This window comes from Streptomyces changchenzhani (genome assembly GCF_039766235.1).
In the GTDB taxonomy this organism is placed as follows: Bacteria; Actinomycetota; Actinomycetes; order Streptomycetales; family Streptomycetaceae; genus Streptomyces.
In genome coordinates this window covers 578,286-599,328 of record NZ_JBDHNH010000003.1, presented here as the reverse complement: position 1 = coordinate 599,328, position 21,043 = coordinate 578,286, and the positions used below count along the sequence as shown (strand labels likewise).

The following is a 21,043-nucleotide window of genomic DNA, read 5'->3' as shown; positions in this document are numbered from 1 at the left end:
CCGCGCTCACGCCGACGCGTAGGACCTCGTTTCGCCCGCACCCGTTCCAGGGGCTCGATGATCCGCGGGGCTCTAGGGGGTGTCTTCAAAGGGAGTTGATGAGGCATCATGTTGTGTATGGTGCGGCGACATGAGCTCTCGGATGAAGAGTGGGAAGCGTTGTCGGGGCTGCTTCCGAGGACGGAGACGGGACGGCCTCGGCGGGACGATCGGGTGGTGCTGAACGGGATCGTGTGGAAGCTGCGAACCGGTTCGGCCTGGCGGGATGTGCCCGAGCGGTATGGGTCCCGGCGGACCTTGTATACGCGTTTCCGCAGGTGGGCGCTTGACGGCACGTTTACCCGCATGCTGGAGACGGTCCAGTCCCAGAAGGACGCGGCCGGGGACATCGACTGGCTGGTGTCGGTGGACTCCACGATCACCCGAGCGCACCAGCACGCAGCGGGCGCCCATAAAAAGGGGCAACTCCCACAGAAGCGGCACACGCTCACGCCCTCGGACGATCCCGCGGCGGACTGAGCACCAAGATCCACCTCGTCTGCGACGGCCAAGGCCGCCCGCTCGGTTTCGTTCTCACCGGCGGCCACGTCAACGACTGTACCCAGCTCGAGCAGCTCCTCGCCCAGATCAAGGTCCGCCGCACAGGCCCTGGCCGGCCGCGCACCCGCCCCGCCCATCTCCTGGGCGACAAGGGGTACACCAGCCGCCGCATACGCAACTATCTGCGAGAACGCGGTATCCCGCACACCATCCCCGAACGCTCGGACCAGCAGGCAAACCGCCGCCGACGCGGCGCCAACGGCGGCAGACCACCTGCCTTCGACAAAGACCGCTACAAGCAACGCAACGTCGTCGAGCGCTGCTTCAACGCATTGAAGCAGTACCGGGCCATCGCCACCCGCTACGACAAAACCCGCGAATCCTACGAAGCGGCCCTCACCATCGCGTCACTCCTGATGTGGTTATGACCTGTCGGCGCTCACGGAATGTTCCCGGGGTCGGCTCATGCAATGAGACCGACCCTGGTGTGTTGAGTGGGTCTACTTCGTGACGGTGGTCGTTGCCTTCGGTCGCTTGTTCGGTCTGAAGGAGGGGCCGTTCATGAACACTTGGTGGCTCGTGTTGATCAGTCTGTCCAGGAGCGACTCGGCGACGACGGGGTTGGGAAACAGCGGATACCAGTCCTGGGGTGCGCGGTTGGCGGTGATCACGACTGAGCGGCCTTCGGCGACGCGTTGGGAGATCAGCTCGTAGAGGTCGTCGGCCTGGGTGGGGGTGAACTCGCGCATGGCGAAGTCGTCGAGGATGAGCAGGTCGGCCTTGATGTGTCCGGCCAGGCGTTTGTCGAAGGTGCGGTCGGCGTGTCCGCCGGCGAGGTCCGCCAGGATCCGGCTGGTCTTGTGGAAGCGGACCTCGGCTCCGGCCCGGATCGCCTGGTGGCCCATGCCCTGGGCGACGTGGGTCTTCCCGACGCCGACGGCTCCGTAGAGGATGATCGACTCCCCGGCGTGCAGCCAGCGCAGGGCGGCAAGGTCACGGATCTGGGCGGCCGGCAGCTTGGGCGAGGCGCCGAAGTCGAAGCCTTCCAAGGTGGCCTCGGTGTCGAAGCGAGCGCGGCGCAGGCGGCGGGCCATGCTCTGCTGTTCTCGGCGGGTGATCTCGTCGTCGCACAGGATCTGGAGGAATTCCAGGTAGCCCAGGTCGCCGCCTTGGGCCTGGTTGAGGCGGGCGTCCAGGGTCTCGAGCATCCCGGACAGTCGCAGGGCTCGCAGGCTGTCGGCCAGCGCGGGGCGGAGGATCGTCATGGCGGGTTCACGCTTCCTGTGGTGGCGGTGTCGTGGTGGTGAGCGCGGCCTGCAGGGTGTCGGCGTCGAGGCTGAGCACGGCGCTGATGGTCTCGGCGGCGGGCGCGAAGCCGAAGTAGCCGTCCAGGGCGTCCGCGGTGGCCTGATCGCAGTCGTCGAGGAATGCCTCGAGATGTCGCAGCCAGGAGGCCATGCGTTCGGCGACCGGTCGGGGCAGGTGGACGACGTCGTCGTGGTGGTGGTGGGGGTGTCCGGTCATGGTCAGCTGGCCGTGCCGGTCGGCTCGCCGTGCCCGGGCTCGGTCTGGCGGCCGGCCGTCGTGCCGGCGGTGGGGGCGGGGAACGCGATGACGTCGGCGAACAGCGTGTCGGGCCCGTGCAGGAACGCCGGGGCTCCGGCGTCGCCGGTGGGCCGCTCGGGCTCGATGGCCTCAAGCCCTGCGAGAAGGATGTTGCGGATGGTGCGATAGGACGGGTCGCCGGCCGCGGCGGCCTTGCGGCAGGCCGCCTCCAGGCGGGCGTCGGTGTGCTTGCCGGCCAGGCCCAGGATCGCCTGCGCGGACCGCAGCCGGTGCAGGGCGGGGCCCTCCAGCAGTTCGGCGATCACCGCGGCGGTGGCCGGACCGGACTGCTCGGCGCGTTCCCGGCACCAGGTCGGCGTCTTCGTCTGGAACGCGACCTTCTCCGGCGGGTAGTCCGCGATGTCGGTCCGGCGGCCCTTGTCCGCGCGGACGTGGGTCTTCACCAGTTCGCCGTGGTGGAAGATCCGTACCATCGTCGACGTGGCCCGGATGTCGACGTGCTGCCCGATCAGCTTCCACGGAACGCTGTAGAGCGCCTTCCCGCATTTCACGTGGACGTCCGGGGCGATCTTGGCCCGCGACCACTGCGCCAGGGTGAACGCCGAGTCCGGCAGCGGGATCAGCGTGCCGGCCTCGACGGTGTCGAACACCTCCGCCGGAGCCCGCCCGTCCAGCCCGCGGTGCTTGCGGACGCCGGCGACCTGGCGGCACCAGTGCAGCGCGGACGCCTGCATCTCCGCCAAAGACGTGAACTCTCGGCCCTTCCACCACGAGTCCCGTATATAGGGCATTTGTCTTTCAACTCTAGGTTTGTCCTTGGGTTTCCGTGCGCGAGCGGGGTCTACCAGGACGCCGTAGTGCGCCGCGAGCTCGGCATACGCCCGGTTCAGCTTCGGGTCGTAGAGGTCGGGCTTGTCCACCCCGGTCTTCAGGTTGTCCGGCACCAGACGGGCCGGGGCACCGCCGAAGAACGCGAACGCCTCCACATGGCTGGCCGTCCACGACGCCTGGTCCATCGAGATCACCGGATGGACGAACATGTGCCGGGAGTGCGACAGGACCATGACGAACGCCCAGATCCGGTGCGAGCCCCCGGTACGCGGATCGGTCCAGGAGCCCAGCATCCCGTAGTCGATCTGTGCCTCGAACCCCGGCTCCGGGTCCGCTCGCAGCACCGTCACCTTGTCCCGCATCGCGTCCTCGGCCAGGTTCGCCACGACGTACCGCTTGAACGAGGCGACCGATCCTGTCACCCCGTGCTCGTCCCGCAGCCGCTGGTGGATCGTCGCCTTGGTCACCCCGGCCCGCAGCATCTCGACGATGTACTCCCGGTGCCTGTCGAAGTCCGGCCAGGTCACCTGCCGCAGCCGGGTGTCCGTCAGGTGCGGGAACCACTCTTTGACCAGCGCCGCCCACTCCGCCTCGGCCACCGGCGGCCCACCGGGCACGAAACCCGCGGCGATCGCCGGCTCCACGTAGCGGCGGATCGTCCTGCGCGCCACCCCGAGCGAGCCCGCGACATCGTGCTGAGACCGTCCGGCATACCAGTGCACCAGGATCTCGGTTATGTCGATCACGTAGAAAGTCCTCCTCGCCATCCGCTCCCCAGTTACCAGGGCCGACAGCGGACGATCATGTACGGGAAGAGGACTGGATCTTGACAACTACAGCAGAACGTTCGCCATCCCCACGACGAACATCGCGAGCGCGCTACTGGGAACCAACGAGCGGCCCCCGGGAACATTCCGTGAGCGGATCACACCTCGACGGAAACATTCCGTGAGCGCCGACATGACCCTTTGAAGACACCCCCTAGCGGGCTATCGACAGCGCTACGCGGACGTATGTGGTGAGCCCGGCGTGGATCGCGGGATCGACGCAGTCCGGGTCGGCCATCAGCCCGGTGATGACCACGGCGTCGCCCTTCGCGGCGACGTGACGCCGCCACTCCTCAGAGGTCGGCATGCTCCCCTCGTAGAGGCAGTCGCGGTTGTTCGGAAACCGCACCACGAGTGAGTCGTCGGACAGGCGCAGCGAAGCGCTCCAGCCTGAGGTCTGCTCGGGGGCGAAGAGCGACGTCACAGTCAGCTGCTTTCCGCCCGCTTCGCGGATCAGGACTTCCAGGACGTCTGGTTCTTCCACCTGCCCCTGAGCGTTGCGCATCTGCATGGTCTGCGGCTGCAGCATGAAGATCGCTGCTTCGCCGGCGAAGAACCCGCTCATCGCGGCGAGTTGCATCTCACCGACGCCCGGGGCGGATGACGGTGGCGGGGTGCGGTGTGTTTCCATCGGGCCTCTTCTCGGGGATGGGCCGGGTGTCACTGGTGGAGGAAGTCCGTCCACCACCGGCAGAACCCGGCGACGAGGGTGACAGCGGTGTCCGCGGCCTCGCGGCGCTGTCCGGTGGTACAGCGCTCGCAGCCGGCGCTCGAGAGCTCCCCTGCCTGGTACTGCTCTGCCAGCGCGCGGAAAGTGGCCGACGCGCGAAACCGGGCGCCGGGCTCCTGCTGTCCTTCGAGGAGTTCCCGCGGGATCCCGCAGTACAACTCCGAAGTGATCGTGCAGGCCCAGAACACCAGTTCCCGTGTGGCTCGCGCGTCGTCCGCGACGCGGTCCAGCAGGACCAGACGGCAGTCCTGGCAGGCGTCCACGGTGGCAAAGGCAAGCTGGTCCAGTACGGCAGGCCACGGCGCGGGAAGATCGCCGGCCGGATAGAAGCCGGACGGCTCGACAAACCGCATACGCCGCACCGTCACAGCAGCATGCAGATGGTCGGCGCTACTCAACATCCTCTCCACGAATCCTCCCGACAGGCTCGCTCCCCAGTACCACGGCTCATCGTGCCGAGCTCACACACTCGCCATCCGAAAAGTGACGAACATGCCGTGTGGCAGCGGATCTTCCGGTAGAAGGCATCGGTGCGCGTGCGGGCGGAAGGGCTCACGCCCGCACACTGCGCCGGGTACTCGCACAGGCCCTCTCGGAGTTGGCATAGCGTGATCATTGTCGACCGCCAACGACGCCACCCCGCCGTATGCCGCTTCACACCAAGCCGATTTGCCCTAGCAGGCGGCGCGCATCGGCAGATGAGTCTTCGAGGATGTGGCCGTGTTCGAGACTCTTGAAAATCACGACATCCTTGGGGGCTCGGTCGACGTGAAAGGTTGACCAACTGCGGCAGGTCGGGCAGTCCCTGCCGGTCAGGAACGGGCGCAGCAGGTGCAGTGCGCCATCGGTGTCGCGAAGGTAGAGGCTGCCTTTCTCCAGTTCGTTGCTAGGTGAGGCCATGGTGCGGGTCGGGACGACAGGGTGGTCGCCCGCCAGTTCCCGGTATTCCACGTGAGCACTGCGGGCGAAAGCGTCCCAGTGGACATCAGTGATTTCAATCAGGGGCAGATCAGCCAAGAAGCGGGCTCGTTCAACCAGGCAGGTCAGATCGGCGAAGGCGACGTCGATGGCGTGGGGCAGGTCGATCGGGTCGACACGCCGCAGGTGGGCTTGATCGTTGCGACGCTCGCTCAGGGCTTGGCGGGCCTTCTCGGCATCCGCGTGTGCCAGCAGTGTCCGAATGTCATTGAGGGGGTGGGCTTCGGGGAGGTTGTTGAGCTGTCGGCTGGTCGCAGCTTCGTTGAGTACGTTGGCCCAGTCACCGAAGCCGGGGCCGCTGCGCCCGCCGGCGAGCTTGTCCCGGATCGCTGTCACCGCCCCCAGGGTGATGTTTTGGGCGAGGGCGAGGGCCAGGACGAGTTGGGCGACGTAGCACAGCAGTTCCTCAGCGGTGTCCAGGATCGCGACGTAGGCGGCCTGGGCATCACCGGTACTGATGCGGGCTTCGGTCTCGCGCCAGCGGTAGGCGATGGGGTAGGGGAAGCGGGTGCGGACGCTGTGGCCGAGGTCGTCGAGCAGTGAGGCTGCTTCGACGCGCAGCCTCAGTGCGCGGCCGGAGTCGATGACGCGGGCGCGTGCCCGGGCCGCGGTCTTCTCCTGGAAGACCGACTCAATCACCGAGTCCGCCTGCTGCTCCCACCGTTTGAGCTGCTGCTTGGCTGCGGTCAGTTCATCGAGGGCCTTGGTCAGCGCCTCATCGGGCTGCGGCACGGGCAGCGTAGACAGCGCTTTCATCGTGGTGGTGGTCAGCCGTGGTCCGGACAGGGTCAGGGCGAGCGGGGTACGCAGGAACATGGTGATCAAGCGGGCCTGCGGCCGGGAGAGCGGCTTAATGGGCCTGAGGACCACCACTTGCTCCGACGCGGCGGCGGGAAGATCTTCCTCGCTGACCTCGGCGGTGAAGAAGCCGTGTGGGGGCACAATTAATGGGGCGATCAAACGGCGGATCACCAGGTCCCCTGCAGCAAGTTGCTTATCTTCGGGGATGGTTGCCCACAGGGTTTCCTCCGACGGCGGGGCGATCGTGCCGTCCCGGCCGATGTCCCGCGCCTGGAGCATGCGCACCCCGCCGGGATCCCTCGGTGACGTCAGCTGCTTATTCCTCTTCAGGGCTACCTCACCGAAGGGGGCGAGGTGGAACGTGAAGAGATCGCCGAGAGCGTTGACGGCTCCGAAGCCCGCCAGGTCATCGCGGCGTTGGAGGACTTGCGGGTCGAAGCGATCGAAGTGCAGGCCCTGTTCCGGGCCGGGCGGCTCCCGCAGCACATAGCCATGTTCTCCCCTGCCGCCCTGACGGGCCAGCAGCCGCTCGAAGTCCTTGATGACAGCTGCCTCATCGGGGCGGGGATGCGGCACCTGGAAAACCTTCAGGACCGGCCTGGTCTGCGCTCGCGGCCGCAGAAAGACAACCGCCGTTTCCAAATTCGAATGCAGATGCGTCAGCGCGCCCGACACGTAGACCACGAGCAGGGTGTCCCAGTGCTCAGCCACCTTCGTTCGCATCTCGGCTGCCCAGGGTCGGTCCGAGGCCCACGCCTGCGCCGGGAGCAGTACCGCCATCACGGCGTCGAGTGACGGGGGGCGACAGGAGGTCATAATCTCGGCGTAGTAGGAGTCGGGTTCATTTGCACGGCTCTTGGCCGAATTCTCTCTTCGTTCCCACGTCGGCACCAAGAACAACGGTCTATCGGCGAGAAGCTCCCCCGCGCGTGCGGCCAGCTGTGCCCATGACGGCTCGCACACGCTCTGCCAGCTCCCCGGTGCGCTAAAGGCCAGCTCGCCGGCGAACAGGGAACTGCTCAGCACCGCTGGCACCCCCTGGACAAACCGATCAAAACCCATGGCAACTAACTGCTCGCTCAGCGACGACAGCTTTGCTGTCTCCACCATGTCCCCCCATACCTAACGTGCACGCTCCTGCGGTAGGCAGCCTAAAGGTTCACCGAACATCAGGTCCCTCATGCGCTTGCTTCCACACCAAGGGGTAGATGAGCAGCTGACGCTATCGGTGCTGGCGGAGGTCCTGCGCACGGGCAAACGCCACGCCCCCAGTCTGATAACCGCGCGCGTTCCTCAGGCCAGAGGCAGCTGACCGAGTGGCCGGACTCGGGCCGGCTGCGACTTCAGGAGAGCGGCCGTGAAGGCGCAGGGCGACCCAGTACACCCGGGACCGCCACGGGTGTGAGGCACACCTCGGTGCGTGCCGTGGACACACACGACTTCGAAGAGAGTTTGCATCAAGCCCACCAGCGCACAGGCAGACCTGGCCGCCTTAGAAGCCGTAGTTCAATCGATCATGTGGCCTGGCGGTCGATCTGATGTTCCTCGCGTCGATCCCGGATAGGTGATCTTCATGGGGCGGGGCATGAAAGCAGGGCCTCTTGGAAGCGAGTGGTTGTCGAGATCACCGTTTCCAGGAGGCCCTGTTGTTCCAGTTCACCGCATCGATGGGGCCGGTGGCCAGTGGTTCGGCGCGGTCGTGTGACTGTCTCGCGCACGTGTACGGAAACGCGGCCGATCAGCCCGGCCGTGAGCGTCGGTACCCGACGGACATGACGGACGCGGAGTGGGCGCGGGTGCGCCCGTTGCTGCCGGTCCCGGCGTGGCTGGGCAAGCAGGCGGGCCGGCCGGAGTCTTATTGCCACCGGCAGATGGTCGACGCGGTGCGCTACGTCGTCGACAACGGTGTCAAGTGGCGGGCGATGCCCGCAGACTTCCCCTGCTGGGAGCGGGTGTACGCGTTCTTCCGCCGGTGGCGGGAGCAGGGGTTGATCGCGGAGTTCCACGACCGGCTGCGCGAGCAGGTGAGGGCGCGGGCGGGCAGGAACGTGGAGCCGAGCGCGGGAATCGTGGACTCACAGTCGGTGAAGGCCGCCGCCAACGTTCCGGCCGCCTCACGGGGTTACGACGGAAACAAGAAGATCAACGGGAGGCGTCGGCACATTGTGACCGACGTCCTGGGTCTGCTGCTGAGCGTCCACGTCGCCCCTGCTGACATCGGTGACCGTGACGCGTTCCAGGCCCTCCTGCCCTTCCTGAGCAAGAGATTTCACCGGCTCCGTCTCATCTGGGCCGACGGCGGCTATACCGGCCCTGTCCTCGCCGGTGCGGCGAAGGCGCTGAACATCGTGCTGGAGGTCGTCAAGCGCAGTGACGACACCAAGGGCTTCAAGATCCTTCCCCGCCGCTGGGTGGTGGAACGGTCTTTCGGCTGGCTGATGCGCTCGCGCCGTCTGGCCCGCGACTTCGAGACCACGACCGTCAGCGCCGAAGCGATGATCCTGTGGTCGATGACCATGGTCATGAGCCGTCGCCTCGCTGGCCGTCCGCGAGCGTGAACCGTCCCGCCCGCACCTCGGTCAGCCATCCACGGGCCACCATCTTCTTCGCCTTCGACCGCACCCCCTCCACCTTCGCCGGCACCAACTCCAGGCCCAGCCCACCGGCGATCTCCCTGCAGATCATCGACCGGTCACCATCCGCCCCGCCGGCCTCCCGGCCGACCAGAACACCGATGATGCGCTGATAGTCCGGCGGGAGCGCGGAGGCCGACAGGTCCGCCCGCCATTGCGGCACCATCGAACCCGACACCGTCACCGACGGGTCGGGCCGCGACTCCCCTCCCACCTCGACCGCCACGGACCCGTGGTCCACGCTCAAGGCGTCATCGAGCTCTTCCAACGCGACGACCTTCCGTTCCCAGAACGTCTCGGCCTCCCGCAGCGCGGCCAGGACCCGCTCGGCCTCCTCGCGCAGCAGTTCCACCCGCTGCCTCGCCGCACGTTCCCGCTCCTCGAACAGCCCTTTCACCGACGGCATCCCCGCACCTCCACGCTCGGACAATCATGACGCCCGAACCCTTCCGCGCTCAGCCCACTTCATACCTGACCAGCGGAAACGCAACCCTCAAGACCCTTTTAGCAACAGCTTCTGAGGTGTCAAGAGCTTGGACCGGCCGCGAGATGCAAACTCATCGGCCGCGCTGTGGAGTGGGGACGGCGGTTTGCGTCCTGCCAAAGCCCCAGCTCAGCCCCACCCGCGAACGGCCCAGGCCAACCGACACGCTCAGCCGGGCCGAGTACAACGCTCAGGGGCCGACTGAAACCTCAGTCACAACAGGTCGTCGCTACCGGGGATCGGAGTGTTTCAGAGTCGCGGTGTTCGAATCTTGTTCGATAAAGCGAATGAGTCAGGTGGCCGAAAAGAGACGATTTACCGGACGGAGGTGGTGCCGCGTGAACACGGGAGCGCACCTGCACGTCGCCAGCGGATACTCGCCCCGGTACGGCGCATCACACCCGTCCGACCTGGTCAAACGCGCCTCTGAACGAGGTATCGGCACGCTGGCCCTGACCGACAGGGACACCGTGACCGGCGCCGTACGGTTCGCCAAGGCGGCGACAGCAGCAGGCGTGCGCCCGGTCTTCGGTGTCGACGTCGCCGTCGCCCCGCTGAACCCCGCGACCCCGGGCACGGCCCGTGCCCGGACCCCGGTGCGCGGCGGCGCGCACGTCGTCGAAGCGCCCCTGCGCATCACGCTCTTCGCCCGGGACGCGGACGGGTGGGCGCGGCTGTGCCGGATCGTTTCCGCCGCCCACGCCGGAGCGTCGGGTGAGCCGCCGGTCATCACTTGGTCGGTGCTGCGCCAGTACGCCGACCGCGGCCTGGTGGTGCTGCTTGGTCCGGCCTCGGAGCCGGTGCGGGCCCTGTCGGCCGGGCGCCCCGATGTGGCGGAGCAGCTGCTCGCACCGTGGCGTGAGGTGGTGGGTGCAGGTCTGCGGCTGGAGGTTCTTTGGTACGGGCTGGCGGGGACGGGGCCGGGGTCCTTGCGTCTGGCCGCCCACACGCTCCAGCTCGCCGACCGGCTCGGTATCCCCGCAGTGCTGACCAACGCGGTGCGCTACGCGGACCCTGGCCAGGGGCGGATTGCTGATGTGCTGGACGCGGCCCGGTTGTTGCGCCCGATTGATCGCCGGAGTGTGGACTGCGGTGAGCGGTGGCTGAAGGGGCCTGCGGCGATGGCGGCGGCCGCAGAGCAGATCGCTGAGGCCGCCGGCGCGGGGCCGGGCCGGGCCGCTGAACTGCTTGCGGAGACGGTGCGCACGGCGGAGCTGTGCGTCGTCGACCCGGTGGCCGATCTCGGTCTGGGGACCCCGCACTTCCCCGAGCCATCGGTCGTGGGGGCGCGGGCCGGTGCGGGTGGGGCGATGGAGTTGTTGCGGCGCCGGTGTCAGGACGGGATGTTCGCGCGCGGCCTGGACCGAGACCGGCTCGCAGTCGAGCAGCTGGAGTACGAGCTCGGCATCATCGGGCAGCTGCGGTTCGAGCCCTATTTCCTGGCCGTCGCGCAGGTGGTGGCGGATGTCCGTGCGATGGGGATCCGGGTGGCTGCGCGGGGTTCGGGCGCGGGGTCGATGGTCAACCACAGTCTGTTTGTGGCGACGGCGAATCCGCTGGAGCACCACTTGTTTTTCGAGCGGTTCTTGTCGGTGCGCCGGCGGTCGCTGCCGGACATCGATATCGATGTGGAGTCCGCGCGCCGGCTCCAGGTCTACGACAAGATCATCGAGCGGTTCGGTACCGATCGCGTCGCGATCACCGGTATGCCCGAGACCTACCGGGCCCGCCACGCACTGCGCGACACCTCCCTTGCCCTGGGGCTCCCACCACAGACCGCCGACCGCATCGCAAAAAGCTTTCCGCACATCCAGGCCTGCGACATCCGCAGTGCGCTCGCCGAATTGCCCGAGCTCAAAGAGCTGGCTGCGGAGGCCGAATCGTACGGGGCGTTGTGGGAGCTCGCCGAGGCGCTGGACGGGTTGCCGCGCGGGATCGCGATGCATCCGTGCGGGGTGATTCTGTCCAATGCCAGCCTGTTGGACCGGCTGCCGGTGCAGCCCACCCCCGGTGGGCAATACCCCATGGTCCAGGCGGACAAGGAGGACGTCGAAGACCTCGGCCTGCTAAAGCTGGATGTCCTGGGGGTGCGGATGCAGTCGGCGATGGCGCATGCCGTCACCGAGATCCGCCGCACGACCGGGCGCCACCTCGATCTCGACAACCCCGATCACGTCCCGCTCGACGACGAGGAGGCTTTCAACCTCATCCGAAAGTCTGACACCGTGGGCGTGTTTCAGTTGGAGAGCCCGGGCCAGCAAGATCTGGTCGGCCGTCTTCAGCCCCGCGGGCCGCAGGATGTCATCGCCGACATCAGCCTCTTCCGGCCCGGACCGGTCAAGGGCGGCATGCCAGCGCTGTATATCGCCGCCCGGCACGGCGCCGCCCCGCGCTACCCGCACCCCCACCTGGAGCCAGTCCTCGCCGACACCTACGGGGTGACCATCTGGCACGAGCAGATCATCGACATGATCTCCGTACTGACCGGGTGCGACCGGGCTATGGGCGACGTCGCCCGCCGCGCCCTGAGCAACCCCGACCGGCTGCCCCGGTTGGAGGGGTGGTTTAGGGGCGAGGCCGGTGCCCGCGGGTACAGCACCGAGGTCCTGGACGAGGTCTGGAACATCGTCAAGGAGTTCGGCGCCTACGGCTTCTGCCGGGCCCACGCCGTCGCCTTCGCCGTGCCCGCCCTGCAGTCCGCCTGGCTCAAAGCACACCATCCGGCCGCGCTGTACGCCGGCCTGCTCGAGCACGACCCCGGGATGTGGCCGGCCCGGGTGATCGTCTCCGACGCGCGCCGACATGGGGTGCCCATCCTGCCGGTGGATATCAACCACTCCCGCCCCGAATATCAGATCGAGAAGAGCCCCGACGGGGCTTGGGGTGTCCGTCTGTCACTGTCCTCGGTCAAGGGCATCAGCGAGGAGCAGGTGGCGCGCATCGCCTCCGGGCAGCCCTACAACTCGATCCAGGACCTCTGGAAGCGGGCCCGTCCCGCGCTGCCGACCGCGGAGCGCCTGGTGGAGGTCGGCGCCCTGGACGCCCTGCGGGGCCGGCTGACCCGCCGCGACCTGCTCCTGCAGATGACCGAGCTGCACCGGCACACCCGCACCCGCCCCGGGGACGGCCAACTCCCCCTGGACGGGCAGTTGATGACCGGTGGGCCGTCGGGGCTGCCGGAGATGACCAGCCGCGAAGTCCTGGCCGCCGAACTGAGCGTGCTGTCCATCGACGTGACCGCGCACCTGATGGACCACCACCACCGGCTGCTCCGCGAGATCGGCGCCACCGACGCCGCCCACCTCAAACAACTGCACCCCGGACAGCAAGTACTGGTCGCCGGCGTCCGCGCCTCCACCCAGACCCCGCCGATCCCCTCAGGGAAACGCGTCATCTTCGTGACGTTGGAGGACGGCAGCGGCCTGGTGGACATCGCGTTCTTCGAAAACTCCCACCCCGCCTGCGCGCACACCATTTTCCACTCCGGGCTGCTGCTGGTCCGAGGCACCGTCGAAGCCAGAGGACCGCGCCGCACCGTCGTCGGCACCCACGTATGGGACCTCGGAGAACTCTCCGCCACCCGCCGCGACCACGGCCCCCAAGCCGCCCTCGCCCTCCTCGGCGACGTCGCGCCAGCGCCGACCCCCGCCCATGGCGCTCCCGCGCGGACTCTCACGAACGGCACGGCCGGCGCGCGCCTGCACCCGTACGCCGACCTGCAGCCCCCCGGCTCCAGGTCTGCCGATCTGAAGGCTCTCGGGTATTCGAGCCCCGGAAGCGCGGGATGAAAATGACCACGCCCAGGGTGATCCTGCACTGCCACTTCCACATGCCGCCCGGAGCCCACCGGGGCTTGTACCAAGACCTGCTGGCCGGCTGCGAGGCCATCACCCCCCAGGTGCAGGCCATCCCGCCCGACAGCGCCCACCTCGATCTCACCGGCGCGCTGGCCTACTGGCAGGCCGACACGGCAGGGCTCGCCGCGGTGATCAAGATGCGCCTCGCCGCCCTCCACGGCATCCGCACGACCTGCGGGGCCGGCCCCAACCGCATGATCGCGTCCATGGCGACCGCCGTCACCCCGCCCGGCGAAACCACCGTCGTCGAGGACGACGACGTCGCAACGTGGCTGCGGCCGCGCCCCGTCGCAGCACTCGACGGCGTAGGCCCCAAGACCTCCCGCGCCCTCTCCCGCCACGGCCTGCACACCATCGGTAACCTGGCCGACACCACGCCATCGATCCTGGAGCGCATCCTCGGCATGACAACGGCCCGAGCACTCCTCGATCGTGCGCACGGCCTCGATCCGCGGCCCGTAGCCCGTGAACCGCTCGCGCGCTCCATGAGCCACGAGCATCGGTTCGAGCACGACGAACTCGACTCGACCGAGCACCGGCGCGCTCTGCTCGGCCTGGCCACACGCTTGGGCAACAGCCTCCGTGCGGAGGAGCAGATCGCCGCCGGACTCTCGCTCGTGGTGCGCTACGCGGACCAAACGGCCAGCACCCGCAGCCGGACCCTTGCTGAGCCAACCCACCACACCGCTGCCATGACACGGGCCGCCTACGCCCTTTATGCCACGCTCGGCCTGCAACGCGCCCGTGTCCGGACACTCACCCTCCGAGCGGAGACGCTACGTCCCGCCGACCAGGCCACCCGCCAACTGCACTTCGACCCCAGCGACGACAAGGCACTCCTCATCGAGGAAGTCACCGACCGGGCCCGCGCCCGATTCGGCGACGCCATCCTTGCCCCGGCCGCCCTCGCCCAACCTCCATGCAAGGGCCAAGTGCCCTCGGCTACGGCAGCCCGGCGTTCAGGCGGTCCAGCAAGCCTCCGAACTCTGTTCGACCCCGGAGGTTGAACAGAGCGACTCCAGAGACGGGGCGGGTCAAGGACACCGCGGTCTGGACGGTTCCGGTGAGTTCGCAGGGGATAGAGGCTGCCGCGCCGGCCCAACCAGAGGGGGCCGGTCCGGCAGCCTCGGTGGCCGGGCAGGCTTCGAGGCTGCCGGCCGGTGCAGCGAGTGCGGGCCGTGGGCGAACGCCGCACCACGCTGGCTCTGTCGGTTGCCGTTCCGTTGGGCGTTTCAGGAGAAAGCCCCTACGACAAGACGACTTCAAGGTCAGTAACAACGGATTAGCTATACGAGAACAGGGCCAACGAGATGTCGTCGGCGGGTACGGGTGAGGAGGAGCAGGGTCGTAGCTGCGATGGTGACAGCCTGGGCGACTGCGACGAGTTTCTTGTCGTTGGACCAGATCGGTTCGTATATGTTCGGCAGCGGACCCAGTTCGCCGACGTTGGCGTAGCGGTAGACCAGCAGGGCTGCGAGCCCTCCCGAGGCGACCAGCCAGGCGAAAGCGTCCGCGGGTACGCGGCGCCATGCCAGGACGAGCAGGGCCGCGAGGGCGGCCAGGGCGGCCTCGATACGGAAGAGGGTGCCCTGGCTGAGGGTCGCGGCGACTGCGTCGTAGCGGTCCGCGAGGTGGGCGTGCACATACGCGTCCACGACCAGGCCGGCAGCAGCCAGGATGCGCGCCGCGGCCCGAAGCGGCCGATGCGGCCCACGGGCAGGCTGCGGTGAGGTGGCGGCGTCGCGGGTCATGGCTCTCCCTTTTGCGGCAGGTGGTGCACGGCACGCGGGGCGCTGCGGTCAACGGACCTTGAGCAAGCCCGTCATGTACTGGTGGATGCTGCAGATGTAGGCATACGCACCCGCACGGGACGGCGCGGTGAAGGTGGCCGTTTTGCCGGCGGCGATGGTGGCGGTGTCGAAGGCTTTGTCGCTGGCGGTCACGGTGTGGGGAGTTGAGTCATTGTTGACCACGGTGACCTTCGTGCCGGGGCTGACCGTCAGCTCGGCGGGTGTGAACGTGAAGTTCTTGATGGTGATCCGTGCCTCTTCGCCGCCCTGGGGAGAGGGCGCCTTGGTGGCCGCGGTGGAGGGAGAGGCGGAGGGCGATGAGCTGCCGCCGTTCGAGCAGCCGCCGAGGCTGACCAGCAGGCACAGTGTGGCGGCCACGGTCGTGTGTGGCCTGCGGGGGCGGAAGATCATCGTCACTCCGGTGGCTCAGGGTCTGCCCGCGCTGGGCCAGGTGCGCCGGAACGCACCTGGCCCAGGCGTCAGACGGTCAGAAGGCTGGTGCTGGCGGCCTTGTCGGAGCCGATGAAGTCGTCCGGCACCGGGTACTGGCCGAGCAGGTAGTGCAGGATCGCCGCATGCATGGCCTCGACCGGGGCGATCGTCGCCGCGGTGTTGATCCCGCCCGCGCTCTTGACGTTGTAGGTCGCGAACACGTACGTCTGGGTGGCCTGGTCCTCCAGCTGCAGGGCCAGCTTGGCCAGTGCGGGGACGTCCTTGACCTTGCCCAGGGCCGTTGTGACGTCCTTGTGGTTGGACAGCGGGGTCCCTGTGATCGTGGGCCTCCCCGCCGAGGAGAGGACTCCGTTCCACGCGTCGGCGTGGTCCTTGTGCTGGCTCATCGCGGTCTGCGCGAACGTAGCCACCACCGGGGGCACCTTGCCGAGCTTGCCGGCCTTGGCCGCCGCGAGAGCCGCCTTGTAGGCGCCCACCGCCTGGTTCTCCAGAGCCGCCGCAAGCGCGACGATCTTCAGGTCGCCGGTGTATCCGCCGGCTCCTGCCGACTTCGAGGCGCTGGCGCTTTGTGACGGGCCGGACGCGGACTTCTTGTCGTTGCCACCGCACGCGGCCAGCGCGAGGGCTGCCGCGGATGCGCCCGCGCCGACCAGGAACCGACGGCGTGCCAGGTGAATGCGCTGCTGCTGGTGCATGTCCGGGGCATCAGCCGGCAGATCGCGCAGCTCCTCGGTCAGATCGCGCGCGGAGGCAGCCATCACGGGAAGGGTCTCGCGGTGAGCCTCCGTCAGCTCCCGGGTCATCCGGGACAGCTCGCCTTCGCTGACGGGGAGCTCCCAGTCGTCTTTGCTGCTGTTCATTTCACGGCCCCTTCACTGACCGGCGAGGCGTCCTTGGTGGGGTAGAAGGCATCGGGGAAGCCGACCTCGCCCGCGGCGGCGGGAAGCTTCGCCGCATCCGTGGGAATCGCGACCAGCTCCGGCAGGCCGGCGGCCAGCAGGGCCTGAACCGCCAGCAGTGTTGCCCGGTGCTGCGCCTCCACCGGGGCGACCGAGGCGAACAGCTGCCGCAGTTTCTCGTCCTTAACCTGGCCGATGTTCTTGGTGTAGGTCTGTGCGGCCACGTCTTCCAGGGTGATGGCCAGCTTGACCACGTCCGCCGGTGTCTTGATCGAGGGCAGCGTCTTTTTGACGACGGCCGCGTACTTCGCATCCGGCTCGTACTGCGCCTTGCCGCCGGCCTTCGTCGCGGCGGCGTTGAACGCCTTGCCGTGTGCCATGTGCTGCTCGGTGGTCTTGCTGATGAACGCAGCCACGGCCTTGTTGCCGTTCTTGATAAACGGCAGACCCGCCGCCGTCCGGTAGACGCTCACCGCAAGATTCTCCAGCGACGCGGCGGTCTGCAGCGCCATCACGTCGTTGCTGGAGGCGGCCGCCGCGCGTCCGCCACCCAGCAGGGTCGCCGCTCCGGCTGCCCCCAGCAGAGTGCCGCGGCGCTGCCACCACCTGCGGTCCGCCGGTTCGGCGGCCTCCGTGAAGTCCGCCAGCGCCGCATTCGTTACGTGCAATGCGTCGCTGTTCAAGTCCTGCGACTGCTCGGTCAACTCCTGAAGCATTCTGGAGTCGATGCGTTCTCTGCCCATCGCGCCCAATCTCCTTCCCCGCGCCGAAAAGTGCGGGATCACGGCCAGAGTTCACCAGAGAGCGGGTAATCACCTGGCGCGGGCCTCCGAATGGTCCATACGCTCACCCGAAAGGGGCGCTGGCTCGATGCGTATACCTCCGAGCCCGTGGACGCGTTCGACGCCCCGTCCCTGCTGTCGTGGCTGGCGGCGGGGGCCGGGCATGAGCAGGTGCGGTGCGCCGCACCCCTCCGATCTGGTCCGTCACCAGCCGGGCCCACATGTCCGCGGGTATCCGGGTGGCGCTCGGGGCGATGATTCCGGAGGTGAGGCGCAGCTGTCGGTTGCGCTTCTCGGCGAGTGCGAGGCCACTGGAAAGACTGGGACAGTGGCAGGAGAGTGCCGTTGCAGGAGGGCGTCCGCCGCGCATTCCGCCGCCATACAGGTGTCTTTCAAACGTTTAGATTCTTTTGAATGCCTTTAAAGTGCTTTGGTTCTTCTGTGCCCAACTGTGGGTGCTCCGTTCGTAGGAGAAGCAATGCGAAAAGCCGTTCTCGCCGTAGCTCTGGCCGCCGTGGTGTCGTCGGCCCTCCCCGCCGCGGGGGCGTGGGCCGACGGATCCCAGGCGGACCGGTCCGCTGCGGGCCAGGCGCACCGGAGCCTGACCGTGCTGGGTCTGACCACCGATCAGCGACTGGTGGCGTTTCCTGCCAACCAGCCGTCGAAGCTCGGCTCCCTGGGCAGGGTCTCGGGCCTGAAGGGCGACACCAAGGTGGTGGGCATCGACTTCCGGGTGCAGAACCACAAGCTCTACGCCGTCGGCAACCGAGGCGGTATCTACACCCTCAACACGAACAACGCGAAGGCGACGAAGGTCTCGCAGCTGACCGTCACCCTAGCCGGAAGCAGGTTCGGCGTCGACTTCAACCCGGCCGCGAACCGGCTCCGGGTCATCAGCGACACCGGCCAGAACCTCCGTCACAACATCGATGACGCCGCCGCACCGCTCATCACCACCGTCGACGGTGTTCTCACCAACCCCACCACCCCGCCGACCACGGCTCTCGGCGTGACCGGTGCCGCCTACACCAACAACGACCTCAACGCGGCCACGGCCACCAGCCTGTTCGACATCGACACCACGAACGACAGGGTGTCCCTGCAGTCTCCCGCCAACGCCGGATCCCTCGCACCTACAGGCAACCTCGGCGTGAACGCGGGCCCCTCGGCCGGGTTCGACATCTACTACGCCCCCAGACCGGCACCAACAGCGGCTTCGCCGCCCTGGAGACGAGCGGTGCCTACTGCTTCTACAAGGTCAACATCCTCAACGGCGTTGTCACCTCACACGGTGCATTCCCCAAGAACCGTCAGGTCTTCGACGTCGCCCTGCCGCTCGCCCAGCACTGAGAGGGCGTTAGAGCGTGTTGTGAAAGTGCTGGTCACAGCCACTCGTTGATGGCTGCGATGAGGATGGTGGCTTCGTAGCGGACGGCGAGTTTGTCGTATCTCGTGGCGACGGCCCGGTGGCGTTTGAGGCGATTGATGCCGCATTCGACCGCATGGCGCTCGCGGTAGTCGAACTTCGGCGGTCGGCCGCCACGGGAACCAAGCTTCCTGCGGTTGCGGATCTGGTCCTTCTTCTCCGGGATCGTGCAGCGGATCCCGCGCCTGCGCAGGTAGGCGCGATTCTTCCGGGAGCTGTACGCCTTGTCGGCACGCACCTTGGCGGGCCGTTTGCGGGGACGCCCCAGCCCCTTGCGGGGTACCCGGATGCGCTCAAGTACCGGTTCGAACTGCGGGGAATCGCCGCGCTGACCGGCCGTGATCACGATGGACATGGGTTTTTGCCCCTGCTCGACCGCGAGGTGAATCTTGGTGGTCAGCCCACCGCGTGAGCGCCCGAGCCCGTGGTCGTCTGGCTCGGTCTCGACACCTCCGGGCGGCTCCTTCTGGAGATCCCCCTTTTCACCGCACCGGCGGCGTGCTGATGGGCCCGGCACACCGTTGAGTCGACACTCACATCCCAGGTGATCAGGTCCTCCGCATCCGCCTGAGCCTGCAGTTCGGTGAAGATCCGCTTCCAGGTGCCGTCCCGCTGCCAGCGCCGGAACAGATCGTAGACCCGGTCCCACGGCCCGTACCGCTCGGGCACATCCCGCCACGGCGTGCCGGCCCGGGTCCGCCACCGGATGCCGTTGATCAGCTGCCGCCTGGGCCATATCGGCGGCCGGCCGGACTTACTGCCCTTCGGCAAGAGCGGTCCCAGCCGTACCCACTGTTCGTCTGTCAGATCTCCACGCGCCACACCGTGATCGTTTCACAGTCAAGATCCACTTTCGCAACAGGCCCTACTGGCTGTTGCTCATTCGGCCGTGATGCTTGACGGTCGAACGAGCAACAGCCAGTAAGGGTTAATCATGGCCCGGTGGTGGCCGCAAGGGCGTTGAAGCGGTTCGCGTATTCGCGGCGGGCCTTGCGCTGTGCCGGGATCGAGGCGGCGTCGAGCGGCTGGCAGCGGCCGAGGAGCGCGCGGTGGACCGATGGCACGGCGCGGACGCGGAGCGTGTAGCCCTGGCCGCGCCGTACGGTCACGCCCTGGTCGAGGGCGGCGCGCTCGGCGGGCTCCAGTTCGGCGGTGCGGAGGAAGTCGGCGACCTTGCCCGGCATGTCGAGGGTGACCGACAGCTCCGGGGCCGGGGCGCCCTGGTGGCCGGTGGCGTGCTCGGGCATGAGGTCGGCGACGGCGGTGCGGATGGCGCCGCGGCTGACGCGGTGCTCACGGGCCAGGCTGGCGATGGGCTGGCCGCCCAGGTACGAGGTGCGCACGGCGTCGGTCTTCTCCGTCGTGACGGCCGGGCGGCGGCCGCCCTTGTTGCCCTTCGCCTCGGCGGCCCGCAGCCCGTCGTAGGTCAGTTCCCGCTGGAGTTCTCCGGCGGCCGCGAGGGTCTGCACCATGAACTTCACGGTGGACAGCAGTTCTCCGGTGCGCGGGTGGCGTGCGGTGAGGTCCATCGCGGAGAACGCGCCGTCGTGGATGCGCAGGGCGAGGCGGCCCTGGTGCAGGACGTCCAGCACGTCGAGGATGTGCTTCGTGCCGCGCACGAGGCGGAACATCTCAGAGATGTGCGCGGCGTCGCCCGGCCGGGCGTACGTCAGCAGCTCGCCGAACTTCGGGCGCTGGAGCGGGTGGAGGCGGCTGGAGGTGCCGGCCTCCTCCTCGAACGCCACCGGGTCCTCGATTCCGGCCTCGGCCAGGACGAGGTTCTGACGGTCGGTCGACTGCTGGTCGGTCGACACTCGCTTGTAGACCAGGTTCGCCATCAAGGGCCCCTTTCGTACGGAGGATCGGACCCTATCTGTCACCAAACCCTGTCATCAATCACCAACGGATCTGATTGGATCCGCGCCGCCAACAGGCCCCGAAAAGTCCGGGTTCATTGGACGCCCTCCGCGCCTGTCGGCAAACGATCCTTTTCCGACGGGTTTGGCGCAGGTCTATGCATTCGCGTCCCGTGGGCAGGGGGCGCCGGTGTGCATGTTGGATGATGCACCGTCGATAACGGAGTCGAGCCTGTCCCGGGTATGGGTGAGATCCGCGATGCGCCGGTCGAGGTGGTCGCGTTCCGCGGCCAGGCGCTGGAGGAGATCAGGGGTGGCCTTGCCGTCGATGACGCAGGGCATCAGCTCGGCGATGGCCTTGCTGCTCAGTCCGGCGGCGTACAGCTGGCGGATGAGGTGGATCCGGTCGACGGCGGTTTCTGCGTAGTGGCGCTGGCCGCTGCCGCTGCGCTCGGCGGTGAGCAGGTTCTGTTCCTCGTAGTACCGCAGGGCCCGGGTGGTGACGCCCGTGCGGCGGGCGAGTTCCCCGATCCGCATCCCCACCCCTTTCCGCGTGTTCTGCATCACACACACTTGCCCTTCACGTCAAC

General features: G+C 67.9%; 17 protein-coding genes and 2 pseudogenes. 5 read left to right on the top strand and 14 right to left on the bottom strand.

Annotation, left to right across the window (positions count from 1 at the left end; all coding sequences use genetic code 11):
- The first annotated feature begins 117 nt into the window (after positions 1-117).
- Positions 118-968: pseudogene (locus ABCR94_RS13915) on the top strand (IS5 family transposase).
- Between the two features lie 72 nt (positions 969-1,040).
- Here ABCR94_RS13915 and istB read toward each other — a convergent pair.
- From istB to ABCR94_RS13885, 6 genes are all read right to left on the bottom strand, one after another.
- A complete protein-coding gene (gene istB / locus ABCR94_RS13910) occupies positions 1,041-1,805 on the bottom strand; it encodes an IS21-like element helper ATPase IstB (RefSeq protein ID WP_347117200.1) in 765 nt (254 codons plus the stop codon).
- A gap of 7 nt (positions 1,806-1,812) precedes the next feature.
- Positions 1,813-2,064 (bottom strand): hypothetical protein, encoded by a 252-nt coding sequence (locus tag ABCR94_RS13905; protein WP_347117199.1) that lies wholly within the window; start codon positions 2,062-2,064, stop codon positions 1,813-1,815.
- Between the two features lie 2 nt (positions 2,065-2,066).
- A complete protein-coding gene (istA, locus tag ABCR94_RS13900; RefSeq protein ID WP_347117198.1) occupies positions 2,067-3,683 on the bottom strand; it encodes an IS21 family transposase in 1,617 nt (538 codons plus the stop codon).
- A gap of 235 nt (positions 3,684-3,918) precedes the next feature.
- Positions 3,919-4,395: a hypothetical protein gene (locus tag ABCR94_RS13895; RefSeq protein WP_347119554.1), complete on the bottom strand. Its 477-nt coding sequence runs from the start codon at positions 4,393-4,395 to the stop codon at positions 3,919-3,921.
- A 29-nt stretch (positions 4,396-4,424) separates the two neighbouring features.
- Entirely contained in the window at positions 4,425-4,847 is a 423-nt protein-coding gene (locus ABCR94_RS13890; protein WP_347119553.1) for a hypothetical protein, read from the bottom strand.
- Between the two features lie 301 nt (positions 4,848-5,148).
- Positions 5,149-7,383 (bottom strand): hypothetical protein, encoded by a 2,235-nt coding sequence (locus ABCR94_RS13885; RefSeq protein WP_347119552.1) that lies wholly within the window; start codon positions 7,381-7,383, stop codon positions 5,149-5,151.
- Between the two features lie 662 nt (positions 7,384-8,045).
- Between ABCR94_RS13885 and ABCR94_RS13880 the strand changes: the two genes are divergently transcribed.
- Entirely contained in the window at positions 8,046-8,831 is a 786-nt protein-coding gene (locus ABCR94_RS13880; RefSeq protein WP_347117076.1) for an IS5 family transposase, read from the top strand.
- On the opposite strand, the gene ABCR94_RS13875 is transcribed toward ABCR94_RS13880, so the two are convergent.
- A complete protein-coding gene (locus ABCR94_RS13875; RefSeq protein WP_347117077.1) occupies positions 8,794-9,312 on the bottom strand; it encodes a zinc ribbon domain-containing protein in 519 nt (172 codons plus the stop codon). The genes ABCR94_RS13880 and ABCR94_RS13875 overlap by 38 nt on opposite strands.
- Positions 9,313-9,728: 416 nt before the next feature.
- Between ABCR94_RS13875 and ABCR94_RS13870 the strand changes: the two genes are divergently transcribed.
- Together ABCR94_RS13870 and ABCR94_RS13865 are read left to right on the top strand one after the other, a co-directional pair.
- The gene (locus ABCR94_RS13870) at positions 9,729-13,178 is read left to right on the top strand and encodes a DNA polymerase III subunit alpha (RefSeq protein WP_347119551.1); all 3,450 of its coding nucleotides are present in this window, start codon (positions 9,729-9,731) and stop codon (positions 13,176-13,178) included.
- A 2-nt stretch (positions 13,179-13,180) separates the two neighbouring features.
- Positions 13,181-14,254, top strand: coding sequence for a DNA polymerase Y family protein (locus tag ABCR94_RS13865; protein ID WP_347119550.1), 1,074 nt, complete (start codon positions 13,181-13,183; stop codon positions 14,252-14,254).
- A gap of 279 nt (positions 14,255-14,533) precedes the next feature.
- Here ABCR94_RS13865 and ABCR94_RS13860 read toward each other — a convergent pair whose 3' ends face one another.
- The 4 genes from ABCR94_RS13860 to ABCR94_RS13845 form a co-directional block, all read right to left on the bottom strand.
- Entirely contained in the window at positions 14,534-14,998 is a 465-nt protein-coding gene (locus ABCR94_RS13860) for a hypothetical protein (protein ID WP_347119549.1), read from the bottom strand.
- Between the two features lie 48 nt (positions 14,999-15,046).
- Positions 15,047-15,448 (bottom strand): cupredoxin domain-containing protein, encoded by a 402-nt coding sequence (locus ABCR94_RS13855; RefSeq protein ID WP_347119548.1) that lies wholly within the window; start codon positions 15,446-15,448, stop codon positions 15,047-15,049.
- A 68-nt stretch (positions 15,449-15,516) separates the two neighbouring features.
- On the bottom strand, positions 15,517-16,350 hold the full coding sequence (locus ABCR94_RS13850) for a ferritin-like domain-containing protein (RefSeq protein ID WP_347119547.1): 834 nt from the start codon (positions 16,348-16,350) through the stop codon (positions 15,517-15,519).
- A complete protein-coding gene (locus tag ABCR94_RS13845; RefSeq protein ID WP_347119642.1) occupies positions 16,347-17,132 on the bottom strand; it encodes a ferritin-like domain-containing protein in 786 nt (261 codons plus the stop codon). The genes ABCR94_RS13850 and ABCR94_RS13845 overlap by 4 nt, the downstream gene beginning before the upstream one ends.
- Positions 17,133-17,649: 517 nt before the next feature.
- Here ABCR94_RS13845 and ABCR94_RS13840 point away from each other — a divergent pair.
- A pseudogene (locus tag ABCR94_RS13840) lies at positions 17,650-18,521 on the top strand (DUF4394 domain-containing protein).
- Positions 18,522-18,553: 32 nt separating this feature from the next.
- Here ABCR94_RS13840 and ABCR94_RS13835 read toward each other — a convergent pair.
- The 3 genes from ABCR94_RS13835 to ABCR94_RS13825 all read right to left on the bottom strand — a co-directional run bounded on the left by ABCR94_RS13835 (position 18,554) and on the right by ABCR94_RS13825 (position 20,990).
- A protein-coding gene (locus ABCR94_RS13835) for an IS5 family transposase (RefSeq protein WP_521976922.1) occupies positions 18,554-19,419 on the bottom strand; the annotation gives its coding sequence in 2 pieces (ribosomal slippage) (positions 18,554-19,026 and positions 19,026-19,419; 867 coding nt in all).
- 110 nt (positions 19,420-19,529) lie between these two features.
- Positions 19,530-20,435: a recombinase family protein gene (locus tag ABCR94_RS13830; RefSeq protein WP_347119545.1), complete on the bottom strand. Its 906-nt coding sequence runs from the start codon at positions 20,433-20,435 to the stop codon at positions 19,530-19,532.
- Between the two features lie 174 nt (positions 20,436-20,609).
- Positions 20,610-20,990 carry a MerR family transcriptional regulator gene (locus ABCR94_RS13825; protein WP_347119544.1) on the bottom strand — a complete coding sequence of 127 codons (381 nt, stop codon included), beginning with the start codon at positions 20,988-20,990 and terminating at the stop codon, positions 20,610-20,612.
- Between the last annotated feature and the right edge of the window lie 53 nt (positions 20,991-21,043).